Source organism: Paenibacillus sp. NPDC057934 (assembly GCF_042887565.1).
In the GTDB taxonomy this organism is placed as follows: Bacteria; Bacillota; Bacilli; order Paenibacillales; family Paenibacillaceae; genus Paenibacillus_AQ.
Genome location: NZ_JBHVPB010000001.1, coordinates 1 through 20090 on the forward strand (window position 1 = coordinate 1; position 20090 = coordinate 20090).

Here is a 20090-nt window from a genome sequence, read left to right on the forward strand (position 1 = left end):
CCTGAATGTATCTTACCGTTTCTTCTTTAAACTGTTGGTTATATCGCTTCCGTTCTGCCACGGCTACCACCTCTTCTGGAGTTTATTCTATTATCTATGGGTTGGATTTACCGTGTCCACTTTTTAGTCTAGTTCAAATTGTATCTTATTTTTCGAAAAAGTAAGCTGTGCGGGGTATTAGGAAGATTTAAGGTACAATATTGACCTTAATTCCCGCTAACCCTTAGCTGCAGAGAATTTAGGATACAAAAATGTCGTTAATTGCACTTCGGAAATGATTATCTTAAACCCTCATTTTATGCTTTGTTTGTTATTTTAATGAATCTATATAAAGTCAGGTCTTTTCGGGGAATAAAATACTCTAAGGCCTATGCAATTTAAGCCAAAAAATAAAACAGCCGCATCATCCTCAATTGGACGGCACAGCTGCTTGTTGTGTATATGCTTTAAGTCAGTAAACCTTAGATGAACAACGAACGGGAAATGATAACGAGCAGAATGAAAAGCACCAAAATTGCTCCTGTTGAAGTAAAACCTCCGTAACCTGCGCCCATAACTGAATTCCTCCCTTAGGTCTGATCTTGTTCCCAATGCCGATGTTATACACTCGGTGTGTTTGGGATAATGACATCATATGCCGGGGAGGACTTCATGAACTGGTCATAGGCCCATTGCTTGTCAATATAGGCTATAGGCTACGTAGACCTTTGGGAAAATGGTTCTTAAGCTGTCCTGAGCTGGCTTTGCCCCAGCTGACCGGGAGGCCATCTACTGTTACCAGCGTCCAACCGTGCAGCCCGGCGGGGACGGACAAACTTTCACCGCGTAGCCAGGCATTGATTTCAGGACCGTCCGCGGCCAAGTTATAACCACGTGCAGCCTGTCCTTGTTGTAATGACATGGCTAATGCATGGGCAGGCTCGATCCGGTTTTTCTTCATGTGGGCAACATGCAGCCCGGCTCGGGGGACTCTCAGTCCATCAAGCAATCCCGGATGCATTATGTCATTAAAAGATTCGGGAAGCAGATAAAGTGATTCACCGAAGAGGAGCGGAACGCCTTGAGCCTTAAATCCGGGCAGTTCCGTCTTGGCCCAAGCTTTAAATTGCTCCAAAGCCTCTTTGGCTGAGGAGGCGATTCCCGGACTTCTCTTATTTTTCCCACTGCTGCGCTTATTACGCTTAGGCTCCACTCCCACTACTGTATCGTCGTCATCTTCCAGCTTCCGGAGGAGTGCTACGAAATGTCCCTCGCCTTTTTCCAAATGAGGCCATAGCCGCTTGCAGGTTACCAGTTCCATATCGGGGTAACTGTCCAGGATTTGTTCGATGGTGTCTTCATTTTCCTTGCGGTTAAAGGTGCAGGTGGAGTAAGCCATATAGCCGCCGGGCTTAAGCATAATATAGGCTTCCTGCAGAATGTCCCATTGTCTGGATGCGCACATCTCTACGTGATCTGGTGACCATTCGGCAATGGCGCCGGCATCCTTGCGGAACATGCCCTCGCCGGAGCATGGAGCATCCAGCATGATTCGGTCGAAGGTCTCTGGGAAGCGCCGGGCTAATTCCTCTGGGGAGGCGTTGGTGACAAGTGCGTGTGCAATGCCAAGTCGTTCCACATTTTCGGCCAGAATCTTGGCCCGTTCAGGATGAATCTCATTGGAGACAAGCAGGCCCCGGCCTTGCATCAGGGCAGCGATATGGGTGGTCTTGCCTCCTGGTGCTGCTGCAAGATCCAATACAGTCTCCCCAGGATGTGGGGCCAGCAATTCGGCGGCGGACATTGCTGAGGGTTCTTGTATGTAATATAGTCCGGCGGCGTGATAAGGATGTTTGCCTGGACGGGAGTGATCTTCATAATAGAATCCTTCAGAACACCAGGGTATCGGTTCCAGTCCAAACATAAAAACAGTGTTCTCAGCGGCGCTCAGGCCTGCGGGCGTCCCGCTTTTAAGCCGATTGAACCTCAGACCCTGGCTGCGCGGTGCAGTGTAGCTTTTCAGAAAAGCGTCCGCCTCTTGTCCCAGCATGTCTCTCATTATTGCGGTAAAAGCGGCGGGCAGCCGTTCTTCCATCATACGTCATTCTCCTTTTTGTCAGTTGCTGTTTCATGATGATACCGATAAAATCAAAGTATGAATCATTAAACCCCCAGACATGATGTCCTTATCTGGAAAGTCTACATATGAATAACTATATCACAATTGCCGGGTCTCACCGTAATCAGGGCAATAGTAAAGGGGATAGACCTATGAATTTGCTGCAAGCGCTCTTCTTTCCGCCGGAACAGCCCGGCGGGGTATCTTCTATGATTCCATATCTACAGGAAAGGTTCCGCTCCAGCCGCTGGGAGATGGATTTGTTCTGGTTGCCCAAACGGATACGCGGAAAAGGACATGAGGAAGTTGTGTTCGAAACCTTCGATTGGACACGTTATGGCGAAAGTCATATTGTGCAAAAATATATCCAAACCTATCGTGATTATTTATGGTGGACCAAGCTTCGTTTAAGCAAAAAATATGATCTTATTCATGCGCATCACCCCATAGCGGGACTGGCGATGAAGCAGGTCTACCCGGACGTTCCGTTGATCCAGACCCTGCACTCCAGCTATGAGCGGGAACTGATCCTGAACGGAATCATTGCTGAAGGCGGGCTGGAACATCAGTTTCTGGTGTCTATCTATCGGGAGCTGGAGCATGTCAGTGACCGTCTGATGACCGTATCGCGCTCTTTCGCCGATTATCTGTCGCCGTATTTGGATGAGCCTGCCCGTGTGGGGGTTATTCCAAACGGGTTCGATGAGAAGCGATTCAAGCCGGTGCCGCATGAGAATAATATTCCCCAACTTGTTACTGTCACTCGTCTGGTGCCAGCGAAAGGGATAGATACGCTGTTTCAGGCCTGCGCCGAGCTGAAGAAGCGCGGGCATGAGTATGTACTGCATATTATCGGCGACGGTCCTTCCCGGTCTGAGCTTGAGAAGCTGGCTCAGGAGCTTGGTATCTATAATGAGACGATTTTTTATGGGTATACGCTTCATCCCGAGGAATTTATGCCCTTCTTTGATATCTTTGTTTTGCCTTCTCGTGCGGAAGCCTTCGGTTCTGTCTTTGCGGAAGCTGCGCTAAGCTGTCTGGCTCTGGTCGGCACTAATGTGGGCGGTATCCCGGAACAGATTGAGGATGGTGTGAACGGACTGCTGGTTAACCCTGATGATGACATCGCACTCGCGGACGCCTTGGAAAAAGTGATTGCCGATCCAGCCTACCGTTATGAACTGTCACGGTCCGCCTGGGATAAGGCTAAAAGCCTTTACTCCCTTACTAGGGTTGCCAATGAACTCAAAAAAACCTATTTGCAGCATCAATCCGGAAAGAAGGGTTGAGCGTCATGATCCCTTTCCGGTTTCTGCATGCTGCGGATTTGCATCTGGATAGTCGTTTTGCCGGTTTGGCTCATTTGCCGGCTGCTGTCCGCTCCCATTTGCGGGAGTCTACCTTTGCCGCCCTCGGGCGGCTTATCTGTTTAGCGATTAAGGAACATGTTGATTTTGTCGTCATCAGCGGGGATATCTATGATGTGTCGGATGCTTCGCTGCAAGGACAGCTACGGTTCCAGGAGGCCCTGAAGGAGCTAGGAGAGCAGGGAATCCCTGTATTTCTAATTCACGGGAACCATGATCCGCTGGATGGCCCGCGTCTGGCTGCCGAATTGCCGGAACATGTAACGGTATTCGGAGGGGATGCACCAGGATATGCCACAGCCTATCGCCGTAGGGACGGCCAAGAAGTCGCTGTTGTAAGCGGTATATCTTATCCTACGGCGAAGGTTATCGAAAATACAGCGGTGAAGTTTCGGCGGAAGCCGGTTAGTGAGCTGTTTCATATTGCTTTACTGCACGGGAATGTGGACGGCGATCTCCAGCATGAGACGTATTCTCCTTGCAGCCGCAAGGATTTGATCGGTCAAGGGTTTGACTATTGGGCGCTGGGCCATATTCATAAGCGCAGCATTTTATATGAAAAGCCTTATATCGTTTACCCCGGAAATATTCAAGGACGTAGTGTCAAGGAGACCGGGCCAAAGGGTTGTTATGTGGTTGATGTGAGGGAGAACGGAGAAGCGAAGCTGAATTTTCACGAGCTGGATGTTGTCCGCTGGCAGGTGACAGAGTTGACTATCGACGGTCTGGAACATGAAGCACAGTGGATCGAGGCGGTAGAACGGAGGATTGAAGACATCCGGGAGGCACACCCGCATCTAATGACTGTCGTCCGGTTCCGGCTTACGGGCCGAGGCAACGTACATCGTCTGTTGGCTGAAAAAGGAGCCGCTGGGGATTTACTGAGCGAACTTCAGCGGCGCGAGGCGCTCCGGGCAGAGCGGAAGGAATATCCGGGTCTGGTTTGGACAGAAGGTTTTGCTGTGGAATCTGGACTTGCAGTAGACCGGTCCCGATTGCTTCAGGAGGATAGCTTTCTGGGCGAAATGCTCCGACTAGCTGAAAAGGATGAAGGTGAAGGTTCACGGGCAGAACTGGAGGATATAATCAGCAGCGCAATTGCGCCATTAATGGAGAACCGTGAACTGCGCCGGTTATTGTCACAGGTCAGCGAGAAAGAGAAACTGGACTGGCTAAGAGGTGCGGCAGAGCTGGGCATTACTTTGCTGAGTGGACTGGAAGGTGCCGGGGAGGCAGAGAGTGACTTGCGGAAACAGCCTGACGGAGGGCGATATGATGAAGATTGAGCAATTGCAGATCAGCGGCTTCGGCCGGATTCAGGGTCGTGATCTGGCACTGAACGCTGGTGTTACGGTGCTATATGGACAGAACGAAGCTGGGAAAAGCACGACACTCCAGTTCATCCGTGCGATGCTTTACGGGATTCCTGGACGAAGTAATCCCGCAGAACGTTACGAGCCTCTGCATGGCGGGGTCCATGGTGGAGTGCTTAAGGCGCGGGATCGGGAAGGCGGACTGTGGCAAATCCGTCGTTTTGCAGGCGGTGGAGAGGGACAAGGACGGGGAGAGAAGCTGAATGTTACAGTAAGTCGGGCAGACGGCACGACCGAAGAGCTAGGTCAGGCTGAACTAGAGCGTTATCTGCTCGGTGGTGTCTCCCGCAGCATGTTCCGCCAGTTGTTTGCGGTGTCGCTGGACGAGCTGCAGGAACTGGCAGCGCTGCAGTCGGATGAGATGAGCAGTTATTTGTTCCATGCAGGTATGGGCGGCGGTGGTGAAATTATGCGGGCGGAGCGCCGGCTGGTGCAGGACGCGGAGAAGCTCTATAAGCCGAGGGGCAAGGTTCAGGAAGCGGCGAAGATTCTGCAATCGATCGAAAAGCTGGAGCAGCAAATGGCGGATAGCCGCTCTTATCTCCCGCGTTACAACGAGAATACGTTTGCACTGGCGGAGACGGAAGCCCAATTAGCCAAGGTCGAGGAAGGCCGTGATGCCACTAGCGCCAGATTGATCATGCTGCGCAAGGCGCTAGAAATTCGCGATGTATGGCTGCAATGGAGCGCTGCTCGTCTGGAATTTGCCGGGTTGCCGCAAATTCAATCTTTTCCGGAGGAGGGGACGGCTCGCCTTCAGGAGCTGGAAGCTGAGATTCGAAGCGCGGCAGCAGCTGCCGAACGGATTGAGCGGCTACAAGCGGAACTGACAGCAGAACTGGAACAGAATCCCCCAGACCCTGTGCTGGTAGCCCAAGGTCCGGCGCTGGAGCGGCTGGACCGTCGCCACAGCATCTATGAGGACCGTCGTCTAGAGCGCCAGCGGCTTGCAGGGGAGCTTGATGGGTTGCTGGGGCATGTACAGCGTATCTTGCGGAGCATTGACCCTGCGTGGACGACAGCGGAGCTGGCGACTTTCTCCGGTGCGGCGGGCGACCGGGAGGCGGCGCGGCGCTACGCAGCGGCGTTCGCGAGCTATGATCGCCGCATGGAAGCCCAGGGCGCAGCACGCCAAGCGCTGCGTTCACGGCTTGCGACTGCGGCAGCAGCATTGCAGGCCGCAGAGCGGGCCCTGGCGCGCGAGCAAGCGGCAGGCGCCGAGACCTTCGCCGCGCTGCGACCAGCCAGCGCACGGGAGGTGCTGCAGCTCTGGGATGAGCTGCAGCAGGCTGCGGAGCGCTGGCGCGAGGCGAAGCTGCACGGCTTGCAGCACGGCGCGGGGAGCGATGAAGCCATGCGGGCCCGCATAGCTTCGCTCTACCGGCGCCTGCTGCTGGCCAGCGCAGCCCTGACCGCGCTGCTGCCCGCGGCGCTGTGGCTGACCGGGGCACCGCCGGTCAGCGCCTGGATCGCGATCGGCCTGCTAGGCGCGGCCGATCTGGCCCTGTGGGCCGGCCTCCGCGGAGCGGGCCGGCGTAAGGCGTCCCCGCCAGGATATGGCGGGGACGGCGGAGATGCAGCCGCCGAGATGCTGCGGCTGCGGGGGCTACTGCTCTCCGGGGCGGAGCCGGAGAGCAGCCCAACAGGACGACCGCTGCTCAGGTCGTCCGGAGGCCCTGCCAGCCCTGACGCAGGCGGGCTGGAGGCGGGCATGAAGGAGCTGCGCAGGCTCATGGATGCCTGGACCGCCTGGCGGCAGAAAGTGGATCGCGCTAGTGATGAGCGCGAGGCCTGCCGCACCGAGATGGATAGCCTTGCCGGGCAGGAGCAGGCGCTCGCCGCTGAGATGCGCCAGGAGGAAGTGGCCTTCACCGAGACGGCGGGCCAATATGAGGTTTGGCTGCGAAGCCACAAGCTGCCGGAGGGTCTGTCGCCGGAAGGCTTGCCGGAGATCTTCAGTGCTGTGGAGCAGGGGAATGAACTGCTTCAACAGGAGAGCAAGCTGCGGCTGCGGCTTGCACAGTTGGAGGCGGAGTGTGTAGCCTTCGAAGATGAAGTATTGGCCCTCATGGAAGAAGCGGGATCTTCCATAGAAGAAGTCGCCGCATCTGCTTCGCAGCCCGAGATGTCGGGATCGAAGAGTAGAGAGCGGGAAGAATTGGCCCGGATGATTCCCGGCTGGCTTGAAGCCAGGAAGCTCGCTTGGGACGGGCTCAAAGCAGAGCTGTTGCGACTGGAAAACCTGACTTCCAGGCTGAGATCGGCAGAGGGAGAATATGAAGAGGCCCAGTTGCATTTGGAGCGGCTGAATCAGCGCCGCCTAAGTCTTTTGGAGCAAGGAGGCGCTGAGGACAGCGAGGAGTTTCTGCACCGCTCGGCTGCTGTTCAGCGCCGGGGGGAGCTGGAAGGGAATATTCGCCAATGGGAACTGGGCATGTTCGGCGGCTGGAACCAAGCAGGGACTAAGGGACTGCTTGCTCTACTGGATACGTTGGATGCTTCTGCGTTGGAGCAAGAACGATCCGCTGCAGAAGAACAGGCTGTAGCGTCAGAAGAAGAGTGGAGCAGTCTCCTCCAGCGGCGAGGCAAGCTGCTTCAGGAGAGAGAGTATTTGAAGGAACGCTGTATGGAGGACACGGTTCTCCAGCAGTTGGAGGAACAACGGTCCGCGCTTCGTCTCATTGCAGGGCAGTATGCAGTGACCGCAATTACTGCGGAACTTATCGGCAGGACGCGGAGAATCTATGAGCAGGAGAAACAGCCGCAGGTGCTGCGGCTGGCCTCGGTCTATTTCAACAAGCTGACTGAAGGAGAGTACCTCAGAGTGGTAATGACACTGGGCCATAAAGAGCTCAAAGCGGAGCATCGGACAGCGGGGCTACTGGATAGCGGACTGCTAAGCCGCGGAACTGCGGAGCAGCTCTATCTGGCATTGCGGCTGGCGCTGGCGGAGACGATGGCTCGGCAAGCCTGTCTTCCTCTACTGTTCGACGATCTTTTCGTTAACTTTGATGAACAGAGGCTGCATGCTGCGCTCTCACTGCTTGGCGAGCTGTCGGCCAACCGACAAATCGTAATGATGACCTGTCACCGTCATGTCGCAGAAGCTGTGGGGCTGCTGATTCCTTCCGCTGCTGTTATTTCCGTGTAATTCGCGAAGCGGGCTTCAACTTGGTTACAGAAGTCTCATCTCTGCCAGATTCGGACTTCGGTCCTTCTGGTGGCGGAGAGATGGGGGTGCGAATTAGCTTGAATCCCCATACGAGTGCTAAGCCGCCGAAAATGGGATAAAACACAGACAAGAGAGAACTGAACCCAAATTGGCTAAAGAGGTAGCAGGTTAGCATGAGTAAAGCGATGATTACGTCTTGGGATAAGGGTAACCTCTGTTTTAGTTGTGCGGTAACACCGTAAATATCCGCCACGAAGGTGCTGAAGATTTCAAGGAAGATTAATAGCAGATAAATCGTTTGAACCACGGCTCCAAGCCGGAAAGCAATACTGCCCATTGGAATTTCATACTGCATGATCCCGGGCATTTGCGAGCTCATGGCAAAATGCGCGGCCAGCAGCAACAGGCCTATTCCAGCCCCGCCCAGTATACCGCCCCGCAGTAGCGCCTTTTCGTCTTCAGTCTCCCGGGCAAGCGGTACAAGAACGGCCTGAGCCATCCCGAGGTTGAACGCCGTATACAGTAATGGAGACAGCCAGGCAGAAAAAGTGCTGCTGTCCGTCTGGAGAAACAAAAAATGTTCAGCGTTCGGTTGATGCATCGTATTGATTACAATAATCAGTGAAAGAGTTAGCATGAGTGGAACAACTGTGCTGTTCATGTGGAGGATGCCAGAGATGCCCCGAGTCAGCAGTAGATAAGATCCTAGAATAGTGAGGATTAGTCCAGCCTGATAATGAAAGCCCAGATGCTCTTGGAAAATGGCTCCCGCACCGGCAAGCATAATGCTGTTTACGCCGATCAGAATCACCATGGTGAACAGGCTGATAATACTGCCTGTCTGCTCGCCAAAGAGGTGGCGGTTAAAATCCTCATAGGAATTCGCGCGGATCCGCCGGGCGAGCACCATCATTTTGGTGCCAAGCCAAATAAATAGTATAGTGGAGCACAGGATCGTGATCAGCGCCCAATGGCCGTAACGGGTAAAGAAGCGGAGGATTTCTTGCCCGGTGGCAAATCCAGCCCCTACGATAGTACCAATATAAGTGAATGCGATCTGTAAGGTGCGAAGATGGGTTTTCACAGCTTTCCTCCTTGTTTTTGGGATCCTCTGTCAGGTGCTTGAATGATGTATCGCAGCAGAGGTGCCTTGAGAGTGGTTATTTTGGAACGGTGATGGTGCAGCGGATTGCAGGATTGCCTTGTGTACTCTGTATAGTACAGGTTATGATGGGGAACAGAAGGACATGACTTCTGACGGATTCCTTTGTGTGGATTTCGCTGGAAGATATGGATTATATAAGTGTATTGGAGGTTCAAAGTCATGGAAGTGTTGAAAAAGCGGATTTTGGAGGAAGGTATCGTCGTTTCGGATCAGGTGCTTAAGCTGGATGCGCTATTGAATCATCAGGTAGATCCTGAGCTGACGATGGAGATGGGACGGGAGTTTTCCCGGAGATTTAGCGATAGCGGGATTACTCGTATAGTAACCGTGGAGTCCTCCGGAATTGCCGTGGCATTTGCTACCGCGCTGGTTATGAATGTACCACTCGTCTTTGCACGCCGCAAAAAAACACTGCTGGCCGATCCCGATGCGCTGTGTGAGAGAGTCCCTTCATTTACCAAGGGAATCGTTACGGACATTATGCTGTCCCGTCAATTTGTTTCTCCGGAGGATAAAATTCTGTTTATAGATGATATCATCGCTAACGGAGATGCAGCACGGGGATTGATCAAAATTATTCAACGTTCCGGGGCAGAATTGGTCGGACTTGGGGTCGTTGTGGAGAAGAGCTTCCAGGCAGGAGCGCGTACCATCCGCGAACAAGGTATCCGTCTGGAATCCCTAGTCCGGATTTCTTCCTTAAATGAAGGAACGGTTGTCTTCGAAGATTAAAGGGCAGTGGAAAGAAAACACAAGCCTATTTTCCAAACAACTTCTTTTCACCCTATGATTTTTCCTTTATAATAAAGCTTAGACATAGGAGAGGAGGCGTCACAATGGGGAAAGAACCGGTGACAGAGCAATTTTTTATTGATAAATTAACCGAGGCCAAGGATCACTTCGAGCGTGCGCTGGACTGCAAACATACGGAGTTTGACGATCTGTACCCCTATATGATTGAACATCCTCAGTTTTTTTGGTACAAACGCTATGTGGCTTGGTCAGAGCTGTTGACCATTACAAGCTTGTGTGAAGAACTGACCTACGCCTGGAGAGAGAAGTTTACGGCGAATCAGGTAGAGTATTTGGAGCAACGTGTGATGTCCGCTAAAGTTCTCGATTTCTGGTTTGAGAAGAATGAAGCGCTGATATAAGGTACAGACACAGGAATAACGGATTTACGATCAGGAGACCCAAGTGAATTCTCATTTGGGTCTTTGTTATGAGAGGAATTCGGATAAGCTGTAGTAGAAGGAGGAATGATCATGATTAGCGATGAACAGCTAAATGCCTACCGTATATCGGGTGAGAAAGTACGAGTGGTACGCGATGGCATTGCCAGTAACGACATTAGAGGAATCGTACTGGCGTGGGACGAGTCTCAAGTGATGATTCGCCGACCTAACAGAAATGTGGTCAAGCTTGATCGGAATTACTTGATTCAGCCTGCCAAAGAACCGAGAAGAGATCCTGATCATATATAGTAATGCATAATCTAAACAGCTCCCTGGCCATTCATTCTGGCAGGGAGCTGTTCTGTGTTTCGAAGAATTCCACGGAGATTATATAGATAAAGCCAACTGCACGACACTTTCTTCTTGGGAGAGAATGGAGGAGTCCGTAGGAAGGCCGAGATAGGCACGCATACGAAGCATCATCTCTCTGCGAAAACCTGGCCAGAGAATATTCATCTCTCCAATATACCCTCTGCAATTGTATTGTGCTTCTACACCACGTTGATCCTGACGGACGGTGCTGATTTTCAAATGGCGGGAAGTCAGTTCACGATTCACCTCCTGCAGCATCATCGAGGCCTTCTTGGCACCACCGGATACAAGCTCTACATAGAGCTGAGGAGTCTTGAACAGCCCGCTCTTGCCGATAACCCGGCAATCGCGTTCAAATACTTTATGGATAAATGTTAGCAGCAGATAGCTTCTCACAAGGGACAGTTCATCTTTGGTAATTTCTTCGATTGAATTGGAGTTGTTACTCTTAGTAGTCGCCATTATAAATCACCTCATTTATAGTATGCGAACCTTTGTTCTCATTATACATCTTTTCCACTAATAAAAGCAATAATTATACAGAAAATGTTGGGTGACAGTATTTTTGAAAAAGTAGTTGACGATGATCATATTCGCATGGTAAGATATCTCTTGTGTCCAAGAGAAACTGGACTTTATAATATGCGGTCGTGGCGGAATTGGCAGACGCGCACGGTTCAGGTCCGTGTGGTAGCAATACTGTGGAGGTTCGAGTCCTCTCGACCGCATCAAATTAGTAATCAATAAGCTCTTGAATTCGTCCTTGTGACAATTCAGGAGCTTTTTGCATAATCAGAACAGCAGGTATAACGAAAATAAGGGAGGGTGGAGATGACTCCGCTTCAGGAACGCGAAGAAGGGCCACAACATAAAGAACTGCTTAGTCGCGTCTGGTTCAGGTTGGATGATTGTTTCCGAGAAACGGAGCGTTCGACTTACCATCTGTTGTATGAAACTGCGCCTACTTATGTGCTTATTGTTGCTGCCAAGCGGCAGGGCAATATCGTTATTAACGGCATGTTGTACCCGCTAACCCCGCATACCGTATATATCGTGAGGCCGGGACAACGAGTGGAATCTACTCACGATGCAGATGAGGATCAAGTGCTATATCGGTTTCATGTAGAAACGGATACTCCTGAAAGATATGGTGCTCAGCAGGGACATATACTGCCGGATTTGGCCCGGGTGAGCGTGAATGCAGATACGTTGCTACTGTCTCTCTGTGAGAAAATAATCATTCACTGGCATACGGACGATGCCGCGGACCGTTTCGTCAGTCAGGCGGGATTTCAGGAGCTCTTGCATCTGTTGTTCAAGAACCAAGGCCAACATGAAGCAGCGCTGGATCAAGTGCGCATGTATATAAATGGTCATTTCCGAGAAGGAATCACAGTCGACCACTTGTCTGAGCTTGCTGGTATGAGCCGGTATTATTTCATGCGGTCATTCAAAGATCGATTCGGTCAAAGCGCGATGGATTATCTGACGGAGCTGCGCATGAATCAGGCTAAAAGCTTGCTGGACGAAGGTCATTCTCTGCAAAAAGTTGCGGAAGAGGTCGGTTACAGGGATCGGCAGTATTTCAGCAGCCAGTTTAAAAAGCATGTTGGAATGTCGCCAAGTATCTATACCGCTAATCGAACTTGCAAAGTAGCTGCATATAGCTGGCCTAATATCGGGCAACTGCTCAGTTTGCAGATCATTCCGTACGCTGCTCCAATCGATCAGACCTGGAGTGATGATTACCGCAAGAAATACCGTTTTGACATTAAGGTGCCTTTGGGACATGACTACGAATTCAATCGAGAAGCCCTATGGAGGGCTCGGCCTGATGTGATTATTGCACTAGACGAAATGGTTCCTGATGAGGAGAAAGAGAAGCTCCAGCAGATAGCACCTGTATTGTTCCTACCCTGGCATTCTGTTAGCTGGAGAGAGCATTTGCAATCAACTGCCGAATTTCTGGACCGGGAAAAGGAAGCAGAGAGCTGGCTTGCCCGTTACGACAAGAAAGTTGAAGTCATTCGGGGGAATATTCCTTATTCGTTCAGGCAAAGAGGCCTGCTTATTCTAAATATTTTGCCACGGGGATTCGAGGTTTGGGGACAACGTGCAGGTACGGTCTTGTACGACGATTTGCAGATCCGTTGTGCAAGGGGCGCGGAACACATCGAATTTACCGAATATGTTGAAGCAGAGCAGCTCGCGTCATTCGAAGCGGATATGCTGCTAGTTAACGTAATGAAGGATGGGCAATCGCTAATGAAGTGGGAACGGCTTCAGCGGTCTGAACTTTGGCGAAACCTGAAGGCCGTCCGGAATGGTAATGTTTATCAGACTTCGGGGCAAGCGTGGCTGGCTGAGCCGATTCTAGAGTATACAGCCAATAGGCATTATGATTTATTGCAGGAGCTTGAACAACTATTTCGTGCACTGTAGCCCGAGAAAAGTCAGCATCTTTTCATATTCCCGTTGCTGTAAGTGTGTTGTATAATGTCCTAGTCGATAATGATAATCAATATCATTATTAATTACAGTAACGGAGGGAATACGATGCATCAAACAGAGAGATCCAATGGGACAAGACGAGGTGTCCTTGAAGGTCCAAGCAGCTTTCGGAACATGGCAGGGCTAATGATCATACTGCTGCTGACCTTATTGGTTAGCGCTTGTGGGAATAACACGAATACGGGGGCCAATGAGAAAGCAGCAGCTTCTACGGATGCTTCTGATTCAGCACAGGGACATCATTCGTCGCAGACGGAAGCCGCTGAGACGTTAACGATCAAGCATGCCTATGGGGAGACTAAAGTTCCAACTCACCCGAAGCGCGTCGCTGTGATTGGGCTTGAAGATATCACCCTTTCATTGGGGGTTCCAATGGTCTATGCCTATGGATTCGACGGCTATTATCTGGAAGACAAGCTCAAAGAATTGGGAATTCCACTGTCGGGAACCGCAGATATGAAGCCGAACCTGGAAGCGATTCTGGCGGCGAAACCAGATCTTATACTTCTCCAGCAATATTTTACCGATCAAAGTGGATATGACGAGCTGAGCAAAATTGCTCCGACAGTTCCTTATACGCCAGATGATTGGAAGTCCTCGATCACCGAGATCGGAAAAATAACTGGCCTCGAAGATAAAGCACAAGCTGTGATCCAGGCCAATGACGATAAAATTAAGCAAGCCAAGGAAACCATTGTTTCCGCAGTTGGAGCTAATAAAACAGTAGTCTATATGCGTCCGTCAGACAAGGACCTGCAAGTGTTCTTTCCTAGCTTTGCCCCACTGGTCTACGAGAAGCTGGGGTTAGACCCCGATGCCAGCGTTGAGGAATTGAAGAAGGCCGCAACGGATGATTGGGGGATTAATACCTCGCTGGAGAAGCTGCCTTCCATAACCGCAGACTATGTGTTTGCCATGTATGGTGGCTCTATCAGTACGAAGGAAGAATTCGATAAAGAAGCCGCTGCTGCTACAGAGGTTGAGAAGCTGGGACTTTGGAAGGCGATGCCGGCTGTTAAGCAAAATCACGTATTTAAGGTGTCGGCGAGAAGTTGGATGTCTAGCGGTCCCATTGCGGAAGGCAACGTCATTGATGATGTTGTAGCTGCGGTTACAGGCAGCAAGTAGTAAGACCAACTACAGAAATAGCATCGAAAACTGTTTATTCCAGCAGCGTTCGATGCTATTTTCGTATTCAAGTACATGCCAAGGTGGTTATTAAGACAGCCTTATCCGCGGGCATTCCCCGCGAGCTTATTGTCGGATGGCAAGAACATAGCCAGCAGCCCCAGCAGCGGCAGGAAAGCACATATCTGAATGACAAAAGAGACGTCTGTCAGGTCGATCAGCCAGCCCATAATGACTGAACCGAGTCCAGCCAGGCCGAAGGCTAAGCCGAAAAACAAGCCAGATACGGTGCCGATTTTACCGGGTAGCAGTGCCTGTGCATACACGATGATGACGGAGAAGCCGGACATCAGGATGGCGCCGATCAGACCGCAGAGTATGACGGACCAGAATGGCGTTGCGTACGGCAGCAGGAGGGAAAAGGGAGCTGTACCGGCAATGGAGAACCAGATGATCTTCTTGCGTCCGAACCGGTCGGCGAGTGGTCCGCCGAGCAGGGTACCGAGCATTCCGGCAAATTGCAGGGCGAACAATGGAATCTGCGCATCCTCAAACGGGCGATGAAAACGATCCATATAATAGAAAGAGTAGTATCCAGTCATGCTGGCGATATATACGAACTTAGAGAAGAGCAGCACAATCAGCAAGCTGATCGCCAATGCGACGAAGCCACGGGGATGCTGAACGGCAGCTGCAGCCGTTTGAACCGTCTTCGGTGCTACAAGCTGCTGCTTATACCAGCGGCTGACGGCATATTGCAGAAAGATACCGAGGACAGCAGCGAATGCGAACATGATAAGTCCTCTTGTTCCATAGGGCATAACCAGAAAGCCAACGGCAAGCGGAGCCAGTGCCTGTCCGGTGTTGCCGCCAACCTGAAAAACAGATTGAGCCATGCCGTGGCTCTTGCCAGCAGCCAGATGGGCAACGCGAGAGGATTCCGGATGGAGCACAGAGGAGCCGATGCCGAGCAGCATGGCTGAAATCAGCAACCCGGCAAAATGGGACGAATAGGCCATACCAATGATGCCGATCAATGAGAACAGCATTCCCCCGGGCAGCAGCAGCGGCATTGGACGTTTGTCCGTTAGGCTCCCGATGAACGGCTGCAGTACGCAGGCGGTTACGTTAAGCATGAAGGCAATCCAGCCGACTTGGGCGAAGCTTAGGTCGAGAGTTTGCCGCAACAACGGGAAAACAGCGGGAACGGCGGACTGCATCGCATCATTTAGCAGGTGGGCCACCGTGACACCGATCAAAGCGTACGCAGAGTACGAACGGGCCGCTGCCAGGGCAGGGCTTGAGACAGTTTTCATAAGAATCATCCTTTGCTTGTTTGTCTTATTCGGTAGCTTAGCGCACTGATGGATGATCTGTCGTCGCGATTGATGCTTTTCTTTTGAGCATTTTTTGCTATACTGAACTCGGGTGAGTGACCATGCAGATACACATGACAACTCCACGGCTGGAACTGTGGAGAATTGAGAATAGTTTTGTTAACGAAAAGCATCGCCATCATAATATGTACCAGATCACCGTGCCTGTGTACGGTTCCTGCGCTTTCGACTTGGAGAATAATTCCTTCCAGCTGGAGAGAGGGGAGGCACTGATCAAGTCCCCTAATGACAGTCATGCCTTTGAAATAAGGGACGGGGAGGGTGTGGTTGTTATCCAGTTGAAGGATTTCATGGAGATTTGGGAACTGGACTGCCCGTGGGAGCCTGTTATACAGCAGCGTGTGAATGGGGATGAACTATTACGGCAGCACCGCAAATGGAGTGTGGCTCTATGTTCGAATGACGGGATAGGGGCGGAGTTCATCGAAGAGACGGAACTGGAGATCATAAACTATTTGTTCCGCACCCTGCGGGGGAATCACCAGAAGAATTCCAATCCTAACGTACAGAAAGGGCTTCTGGATTGCGAGGACCCGCATTTGGTTCGGGTGCTGCAGTATATGCAGGATTGCTATATGAAGCCAGTTTCTATAGAAGAGCTTGCCGGAATCGCCGGCATGAGCCGATATCATTTTATCCGTTCCTTCAAAGCACTGATTGGACGTTCTCCTTACCAGTACATGCTGAAAATCCGGATCGACGAGGCTAAGCGGCGGCTTCGCTCCACCAGACATACCGTGACTGACATTAGTCTGGATGTTGGTTTTGCAAGTCCAAGTCAGCTTTACCGTGCCTTCCAGAAATTCATCGGCATGTCGCCTGAGCAATACAGACAGCAACTGTTTTAAGCTAGCGTTTTAGACAAGTATGTCAGGGCTGTTCTATGAGTCATGTAATTGGCTTATGGGAGCAGCCCTCTTTCTATTCCATTAGACAGCATGTGGTGACCATCCCTTGGCATGCTCCAAAGTAATTTCAATAAACTGGGCTAGGGCCGGGGAGAGCCACTTGTTTTTGTGATAGACCATATGGGCATGAATCTTGTTAAAATCCCCTTCACAGGGTATTCGCTTGAGCGAATTCTCTTCTAGTTCCTTCTCAACGGTCACGAGCGGCAGACACGCAATCCCCAAACCACTGCTTACGCATCTCTTCATTGCCTCGATACTCCAAAGCTCCATGGTGTGGGAGGGTAAGATACCTCTTTCCCTTAAATATCCCTCAAACATCGTACGATAGCTGCAATCCTTCTCGTTGGCGATTAGGCATTCCTCCAGAGTCTGGTGATGATATTGCTCGTCCAAAGTGGTCAGGGAGTGATCGCTGCTTCCAACCAGGACAATCGGTTCCTCTAGTAAAGTATGCACGATAAGATCGGTCTCCCGCAGGTCCGGCCACATCATAAACGCGAGATCAGCTTCTCCGGCGAGCAGTGCTTTTTTATTATCTCCGCAAGTCGCATTGGTCAGTTTAATAGTGACTTGAGGGTAGCTTTTTCGGTATTCCCTTAGAATCGGTTCTAAGCGATACACAGTTAGCGATTCAGGGGCAGCAATTTTAAGTTCACCGGTCATGCTCTGCTCATTGGCTATATTCTCGATCTTCTCATAAGTTCGCAGCAACTCATTGGCGTATCTCAGGAGTTTATTTCCGGTTTCTGTCACTTCCATTCGGCGACCAATCCGATTGAAAAGCGGGGCGTTAACATGTGCCTCAAGGTTCTGAATATGCGATGTGATAGTTGACTGAGTGTATCCCAGATGCTCTGCAGCAAGGGTATAACTGCCGTATTCTATGATTTTTGTAAAAGTAATCAAATGACGAATTTCCATAGTCTCACCATCCTTAATGAATATTGCAGATCTATTATATCATTTTTATCAATAGTTCATTTCATATATTTCAATTTTACTGATAAGTGAAAATCCAGTAAGGTGGAGAAGTGGAGAGATATTAATTTGAGTAGAGTGCAGGAGGAGTGACAGTAATGATTACAACCTATGAGGAACGTTATAAGCAGGAGATTATTGATCTTGTGCTGGGTGTGCAGAATGATGAGTATAACCTGGGGATCTCGATCGAAGAGCAAAGTGATATTCTGGATATCCCGGATTGCTACCTCAAGGCTGGAGGCGGGTTCTGGGTCGCTGTGGATCAGAATAACAGGGTGATCGGTTCCATCGGACTTATGAGGAAGACGAACGAGGTGTTCATTCTGAAGAAGTTTTTCGTGTACAGCGAGTATCGTGGCAAGGAACTGGGAATTGGAAAAGCATTGTTTGAAATCCTTATAGCGTTTGCCAAGCAACAAGGGGGGCAGACAGTTCTGCTAGATACCCCTTCCACAGCCGACAGATCGCATCAATTCTATAGAAAGAACGGCTTCAAGGAAATCCCCAAAGCCGAACTGCCTGTAATCTATGAATATCCGGACAGGAATTCGTTATTGTTTCGATTGGATTTAAGCTGAATATACGCGAACTCTACGTCTAATTTGGATGGAAAAGATTTAATGCTTCATTATCAGGTGTATATGGCTTAAAATGATGCAGGGGCGAGTAGCCCCACATATCATGATGGTAATGGAGGCTTTGTTTTGAACAACGTTAATTCGGAGTGGGCGGAGTCTCACTTTCCTATATATACGGCTGCCCAGATTCTTTCGTTGTACGGAACTTCTAATCAGCCCATGCATAAGATCCATGAGGAATTTACAGTGCTGATTGCTGTCGCAGGCGGCAAGGGAGTACTGCGGCTGGATGATCAGACCTTTGAGCTGCAAGAAGGAAGCATCATGCTGATTCCGGCTCAAGTTCATGCGGTATTAGTTACAAATTCCCTTCAGCCACTTCATGCGTACAAGCTTTCCATTGGCATCTGGGAGCCACCGACGTCTCCGCCTGCAAGTTCTATGGTGCGAAGAAGCGAGGTACTGGGTGGGTCTAATCTTCACTTCTTTCTTTGCGAACCTGATATTGTGGGTAAGGTTGAAGAGCTTTATCTTTACCGTTCACCGGTCCATGAAGTCAGGCATGTGAAGAATCAGATTGTCTTTCATCAGATTATTGCGGAGCTGCTGGAGCGGGAGGATGCGAAGTATGCGGTCAATGACCAGCCGAGTATGGATCGAAGCATTGCCTACCTGGAGAACCATTTTAGCGAAAAAATAACGCGAGAACAGCTGGCAGCGCTGGCCGGCATCAGCAGTTCCCATTATTCTATATTATTTAAACGTCTGACTGGATTTTCCCCTCAGGAATATTTATCTCGCTTACGCGTTCACCGGGCGATCGAATTGTTAATCAGTGGTTCGGGTACCCTCCGGGAGATTGCGCAAAAGGTAGGTTATAAGGATGAATTTTACCTGAGTCGCCGTTTCAAGCGCCAGACCGGTGCAGCCCCTTCTACTTATAACCGTCGTTCCTCCCCGCCGCGTGTAGCTGTAGTGCTGACCCCTTATGCCAGTCATCTATTGCTACTTGGACTGGAACCTGTTGTGAGCATTGCAGATAACGGTGAATATGTGAATATTGCCGAACTCGAGAAACCGCAGAACATGAGATTTATCAGTGCAGATGCTTCTCCTGAGCAGCTTAATTCGGTGTTACTGGAGACAAAATCCGATCTAATTATTGCGGCACAGCAACATTTGCACAGATTTGGCTTGAATCTCGGGCATATGCGCGCGGTAGCGCCAGTTATAGAAATATCTTGGATGGAGCTAAGCTGGAAGGAGCATTTCCGCCTTATTGCGCAGGCTACCCAGCGGAGTGAAAGAGCAGAAGATTGGCTGGCGATGTTTGAGCAGGAGGAACAGGAAGCTCGTCTACGGGTACAAGAAAGTGCGGTTGCCAACGAAACGCTCACGATTCTAATTCTGCGTCCGGAGCAGATCCAGGTATACGGCGCCCGGAATGTAGGATATGTGATGTATCATTCACTTGGGCTGAAGCCCCCGGCCAAAATCGGACAGGAGATAGAACGGCTGGGTAATCAATTTCATTCTATTCCTATTGAGCTGGCGGAGCTTGCTGATTATGCGGGTGATCGCTTGCTTGTTTTTGTATTTCCAGACCCAAAAGGTTCTTTCGCCCATGCCGATGTTATTCTTCAGTCCTCATACTGGAAGGGACTTTCGGCTGTTCGGAACGATAAAGTACATCATCTGGACATCGACGAATGGATTCCGTATAACCCTGTTTCTATTCGCCTACAGTTGCAACGTGCAGTGGAATTATTTACCCGCATTCAATAGTCCAAGCTTCTTTCCCAACAATAAGCCATGGTTTAGCGAAATCAGGCTTACTATAATAGGTTATGAAAATGAAACTC

General features: G+C 50.5%; 17 protein-coding genes and 1 tRNA gene. 12 read left to right on the forward strand and 6 right to left on the reverse strand.

Annotated features, from left to right (window positions below; all coding sequences use genetic code 11):
* Positions 1 to 461 precede the first annotated feature (461 nt).
* On the reverse strand, positions 462 to 554 hold the full coding sequence (locus ACFVRY_RS00005) for a YjcZ family sporulation protein (RefSeq protein ID WP_217492820.1): 93 nt from the start codon (positions 552 to 554) through the stop codon (positions 462 to 464).
* 134 nt (positions 555 to 688) lie between these two features.
* Positions 689 to 2077 carry an RsmF rRNA methyltransferase first C-terminal domain-containing protein gene (locus ACFVRY_RS00010; RefSeq protein ID WP_387495659.1) on the reverse strand — a complete coding sequence of 463 codons (1389 nt, stop codon included), beginning with the start codon at positions 2075 to 2077 and terminating at the stop codon, positions 689 to 691.
* A gap of 173 nt (positions 2078 to 2250) precedes the next feature.
* On the opposite strand from ACFVRY_RS00010, the gene ACFVRY_RS00015 reads away from it, so the two are divergent.
* The 3 genes from ACFVRY_RS00015 to ACFVRY_RS00025 are packed head-to-tail and all read left to right on the forward strand — an operon-like array spanning position 2251 to position 7989.
* On the forward strand, positions 2251 to 3387 hold the full coding sequence (locus ACFVRY_RS00015; protein ID WP_387495662.1) for a glycosyltransferase family 4 protein: 1137 nt from the start codon (positions 2251 to 2253) through the stop codon (positions 3385 to 3387).
* Positions 3388 to 3392: 5 nt separating this feature from the next.
* Positions 3393 to 4751, forward strand: coding sequence for a metallophosphoesterase family protein (locus tag ACFVRY_RS00020; protein ID WP_387495665.1), 1359 nt, complete (start codon positions 3393 to 3395; stop codon positions 4749 to 4751).
* Positions 4705 to 7989, forward strand: coding sequence for an AAA family ATPase (locus tag ACFVRY_RS00025; protein WP_387495668.1), 3285 nt, complete (start codon positions 4705 to 4707; stop codon positions 7987 to 7989). Before ACFVRY_RS00020 ends, ACFVRY_RS00025 begins: the two co-directional genes overlap by 47 nt.
* On the opposite strand, the gene ACFVRY_RS00030 is transcribed toward ACFVRY_RS00025, so the two are convergent.
* Positions 7976 to 9094: a YkvI family membrane protein gene (locus ACFVRY_RS00030; RefSeq protein WP_387495671.1), complete on the reverse strand. Its 1119-nt coding sequence runs from the start codon at positions 9092 to 9094 to the stop codon at positions 7976 to 7978. The two genes, ACFVRY_RS00025 and ACFVRY_RS00030, sit on opposite strands and share 14 nt — an antisense overlap.
* Before the next feature lie 240 nt (positions 9095 to 9334).
* On the opposite strand from ACFVRY_RS00030, the gene ACFVRY_RS00035 reads away from it, so the two are divergent.
* The 3 genes from ACFVRY_RS00035 to ACFVRY_RS00045 all read left to right on the forward strand — a co-directional run bounded on the left by ACFVRY_RS00035 (position 9335) and on the right by ACFVRY_RS00045 (position 10659).
* Entirely contained in the window at positions 9335 to 9907 is a 573-nt protein-coding gene (locus ACFVRY_RS00035) for a xanthine phosphoribosyltransferase (RefSeq protein ID WP_387495674.1), read from the forward strand.
* 104 nt (positions 9908 to 10011) lie between these two features.
* A complete protein-coding gene (locus ACFVRY_RS00040) occupies positions 10012 to 10329 on the forward strand; it encodes a hypothetical protein (protein WP_175374381.1) in 318 nt (105 codons plus the stop codon).
* Between the two features lie 111 nt (positions 10330 to 10440).
* Entirely contained in the window at positions 10441 to 10659 is a 219-nt protein-coding gene (locus ACFVRY_RS00045) for a hypothetical protein (protein WP_387495677.1), read from the forward strand.
* Positions 10660 to 10737: 78 nt separating this feature from the next.
* Here the strand turns inward: ACFVRY_RS00045 and ACFVRY_RS00050 are convergent, their stop codons facing one another.
* The gene (locus ACFVRY_RS00050; RefSeq protein ID WP_387495680.1) at positions 10738 to 11184 is read right to left on the reverse strand and encodes a YhjD family protein; all 447 of its coding nucleotides are present in this window, start codon (positions 11182 to 11184) and stop codon (positions 10738 to 10740) included.
* 182 nt (positions 11185 to 11366) lie between these two features.
* On the opposite strand from ACFVRY_RS00050, the gene ACFVRY_RS00055 reads away from it, so the two are divergent.
* From ACFVRY_RS00055 to ACFVRY_RS00065, 3 genes are all read left to right on the forward strand, one after another.
* Positions 11367 to 11450: transfer RNA gene (locus ACFVRY_RS00055), tRNA-Leu, on the forward strand.
* Positions 11451 to 11553: 103 nt separating this feature from the next.
* The gene (locus tag ACFVRY_RS00060; RefSeq protein WP_387495683.1) at positions 11554 to 13164 is read left to right on the forward strand and encodes an ABC transporter substrate-binding protein; all 1611 of its coding nucleotides are present in this window, start codon (positions 11554 to 11556) and stop codon (positions 13162 to 13164) included.
* Positions 13165 to 13278: 114 nt separating this feature from the next.
* Positions 13279 to 14361: an ABC transporter substrate-binding protein gene (locus ACFVRY_RS00065; protein WP_387495686.1), complete on the forward strand. Its 1083-nt coding sequence runs from the start codon at positions 13279 to 13281 to the stop codon at positions 14359 to 14361.
* Between the two features lie 101 nt (positions 14362 to 14462).
* Here the strand turns inward: ACFVRY_RS00065 and ACFVRY_RS00070 are convergent, their stop codons facing one another.
* On the reverse strand, positions 14463 to 15677 hold the full coding sequence (locus ACFVRY_RS00070) for an MFS transporter (RefSeq protein WP_387495689.1): 1215 nt from the start codon (positions 15675 to 15677) through the stop codon (positions 14463 to 14465).
* A gap of 122 nt (positions 15678 to 15799) precedes the next feature.
* On the opposite strand from ACFVRY_RS00070, the gene ACFVRY_RS00075 reads away from it, so the two are divergent.
* The gene (locus ACFVRY_RS00075; RefSeq protein WP_387495691.1) at positions 15800 to 16606 is read left to right on the forward strand and encodes a helix-turn-helix domain-containing protein; all 807 of its coding nucleotides are present in this window, start codon (positions 15800 to 15802) and stop codon (positions 16604 to 16606) included.
* Between the two features lie 81 nt (positions 16607 to 16687).
* On the opposite strand, the gene ACFVRY_RS00080 is transcribed toward ACFVRY_RS00075, so the two are convergent.
* Positions 16688 to 17590, reverse strand: coding sequence for a LysR family transcriptional regulator (locus tag ACFVRY_RS00080; protein WP_387495694.1), 903 nt, complete (start codon positions 17588 to 17590; stop codon positions 16688 to 16690).
* 155 nt (positions 17591 to 17745) lie between these two features.
* Between ACFVRY_RS00080 and ACFVRY_RS00085 the strand changes: the two genes are divergently transcribed.
* Positions 17746 to 18228: a GNAT family N-acetyltransferase gene (locus tag ACFVRY_RS00085; RefSeq protein WP_387495697.1), complete on the forward strand. Its 483-nt coding sequence runs from the start codon at positions 17746 to 17748 to the stop codon at positions 18226 to 18228.
* Between the two features lie 126 nt (positions 18229 to 18354).
* The gene (locus tag ACFVRY_RS00090) at positions 18355 to 20013 is read left to right on the forward strand and encodes a helix-turn-helix domain-containing protein (RefSeq protein ID WP_387495700.1); all 1659 of its coding nucleotides are present in this window, start codon (positions 18355 to 18357) and stop codon (positions 20011 to 20013) included.
* Positions 20014 to 20090: the final 77 nt, after the last annotated feature.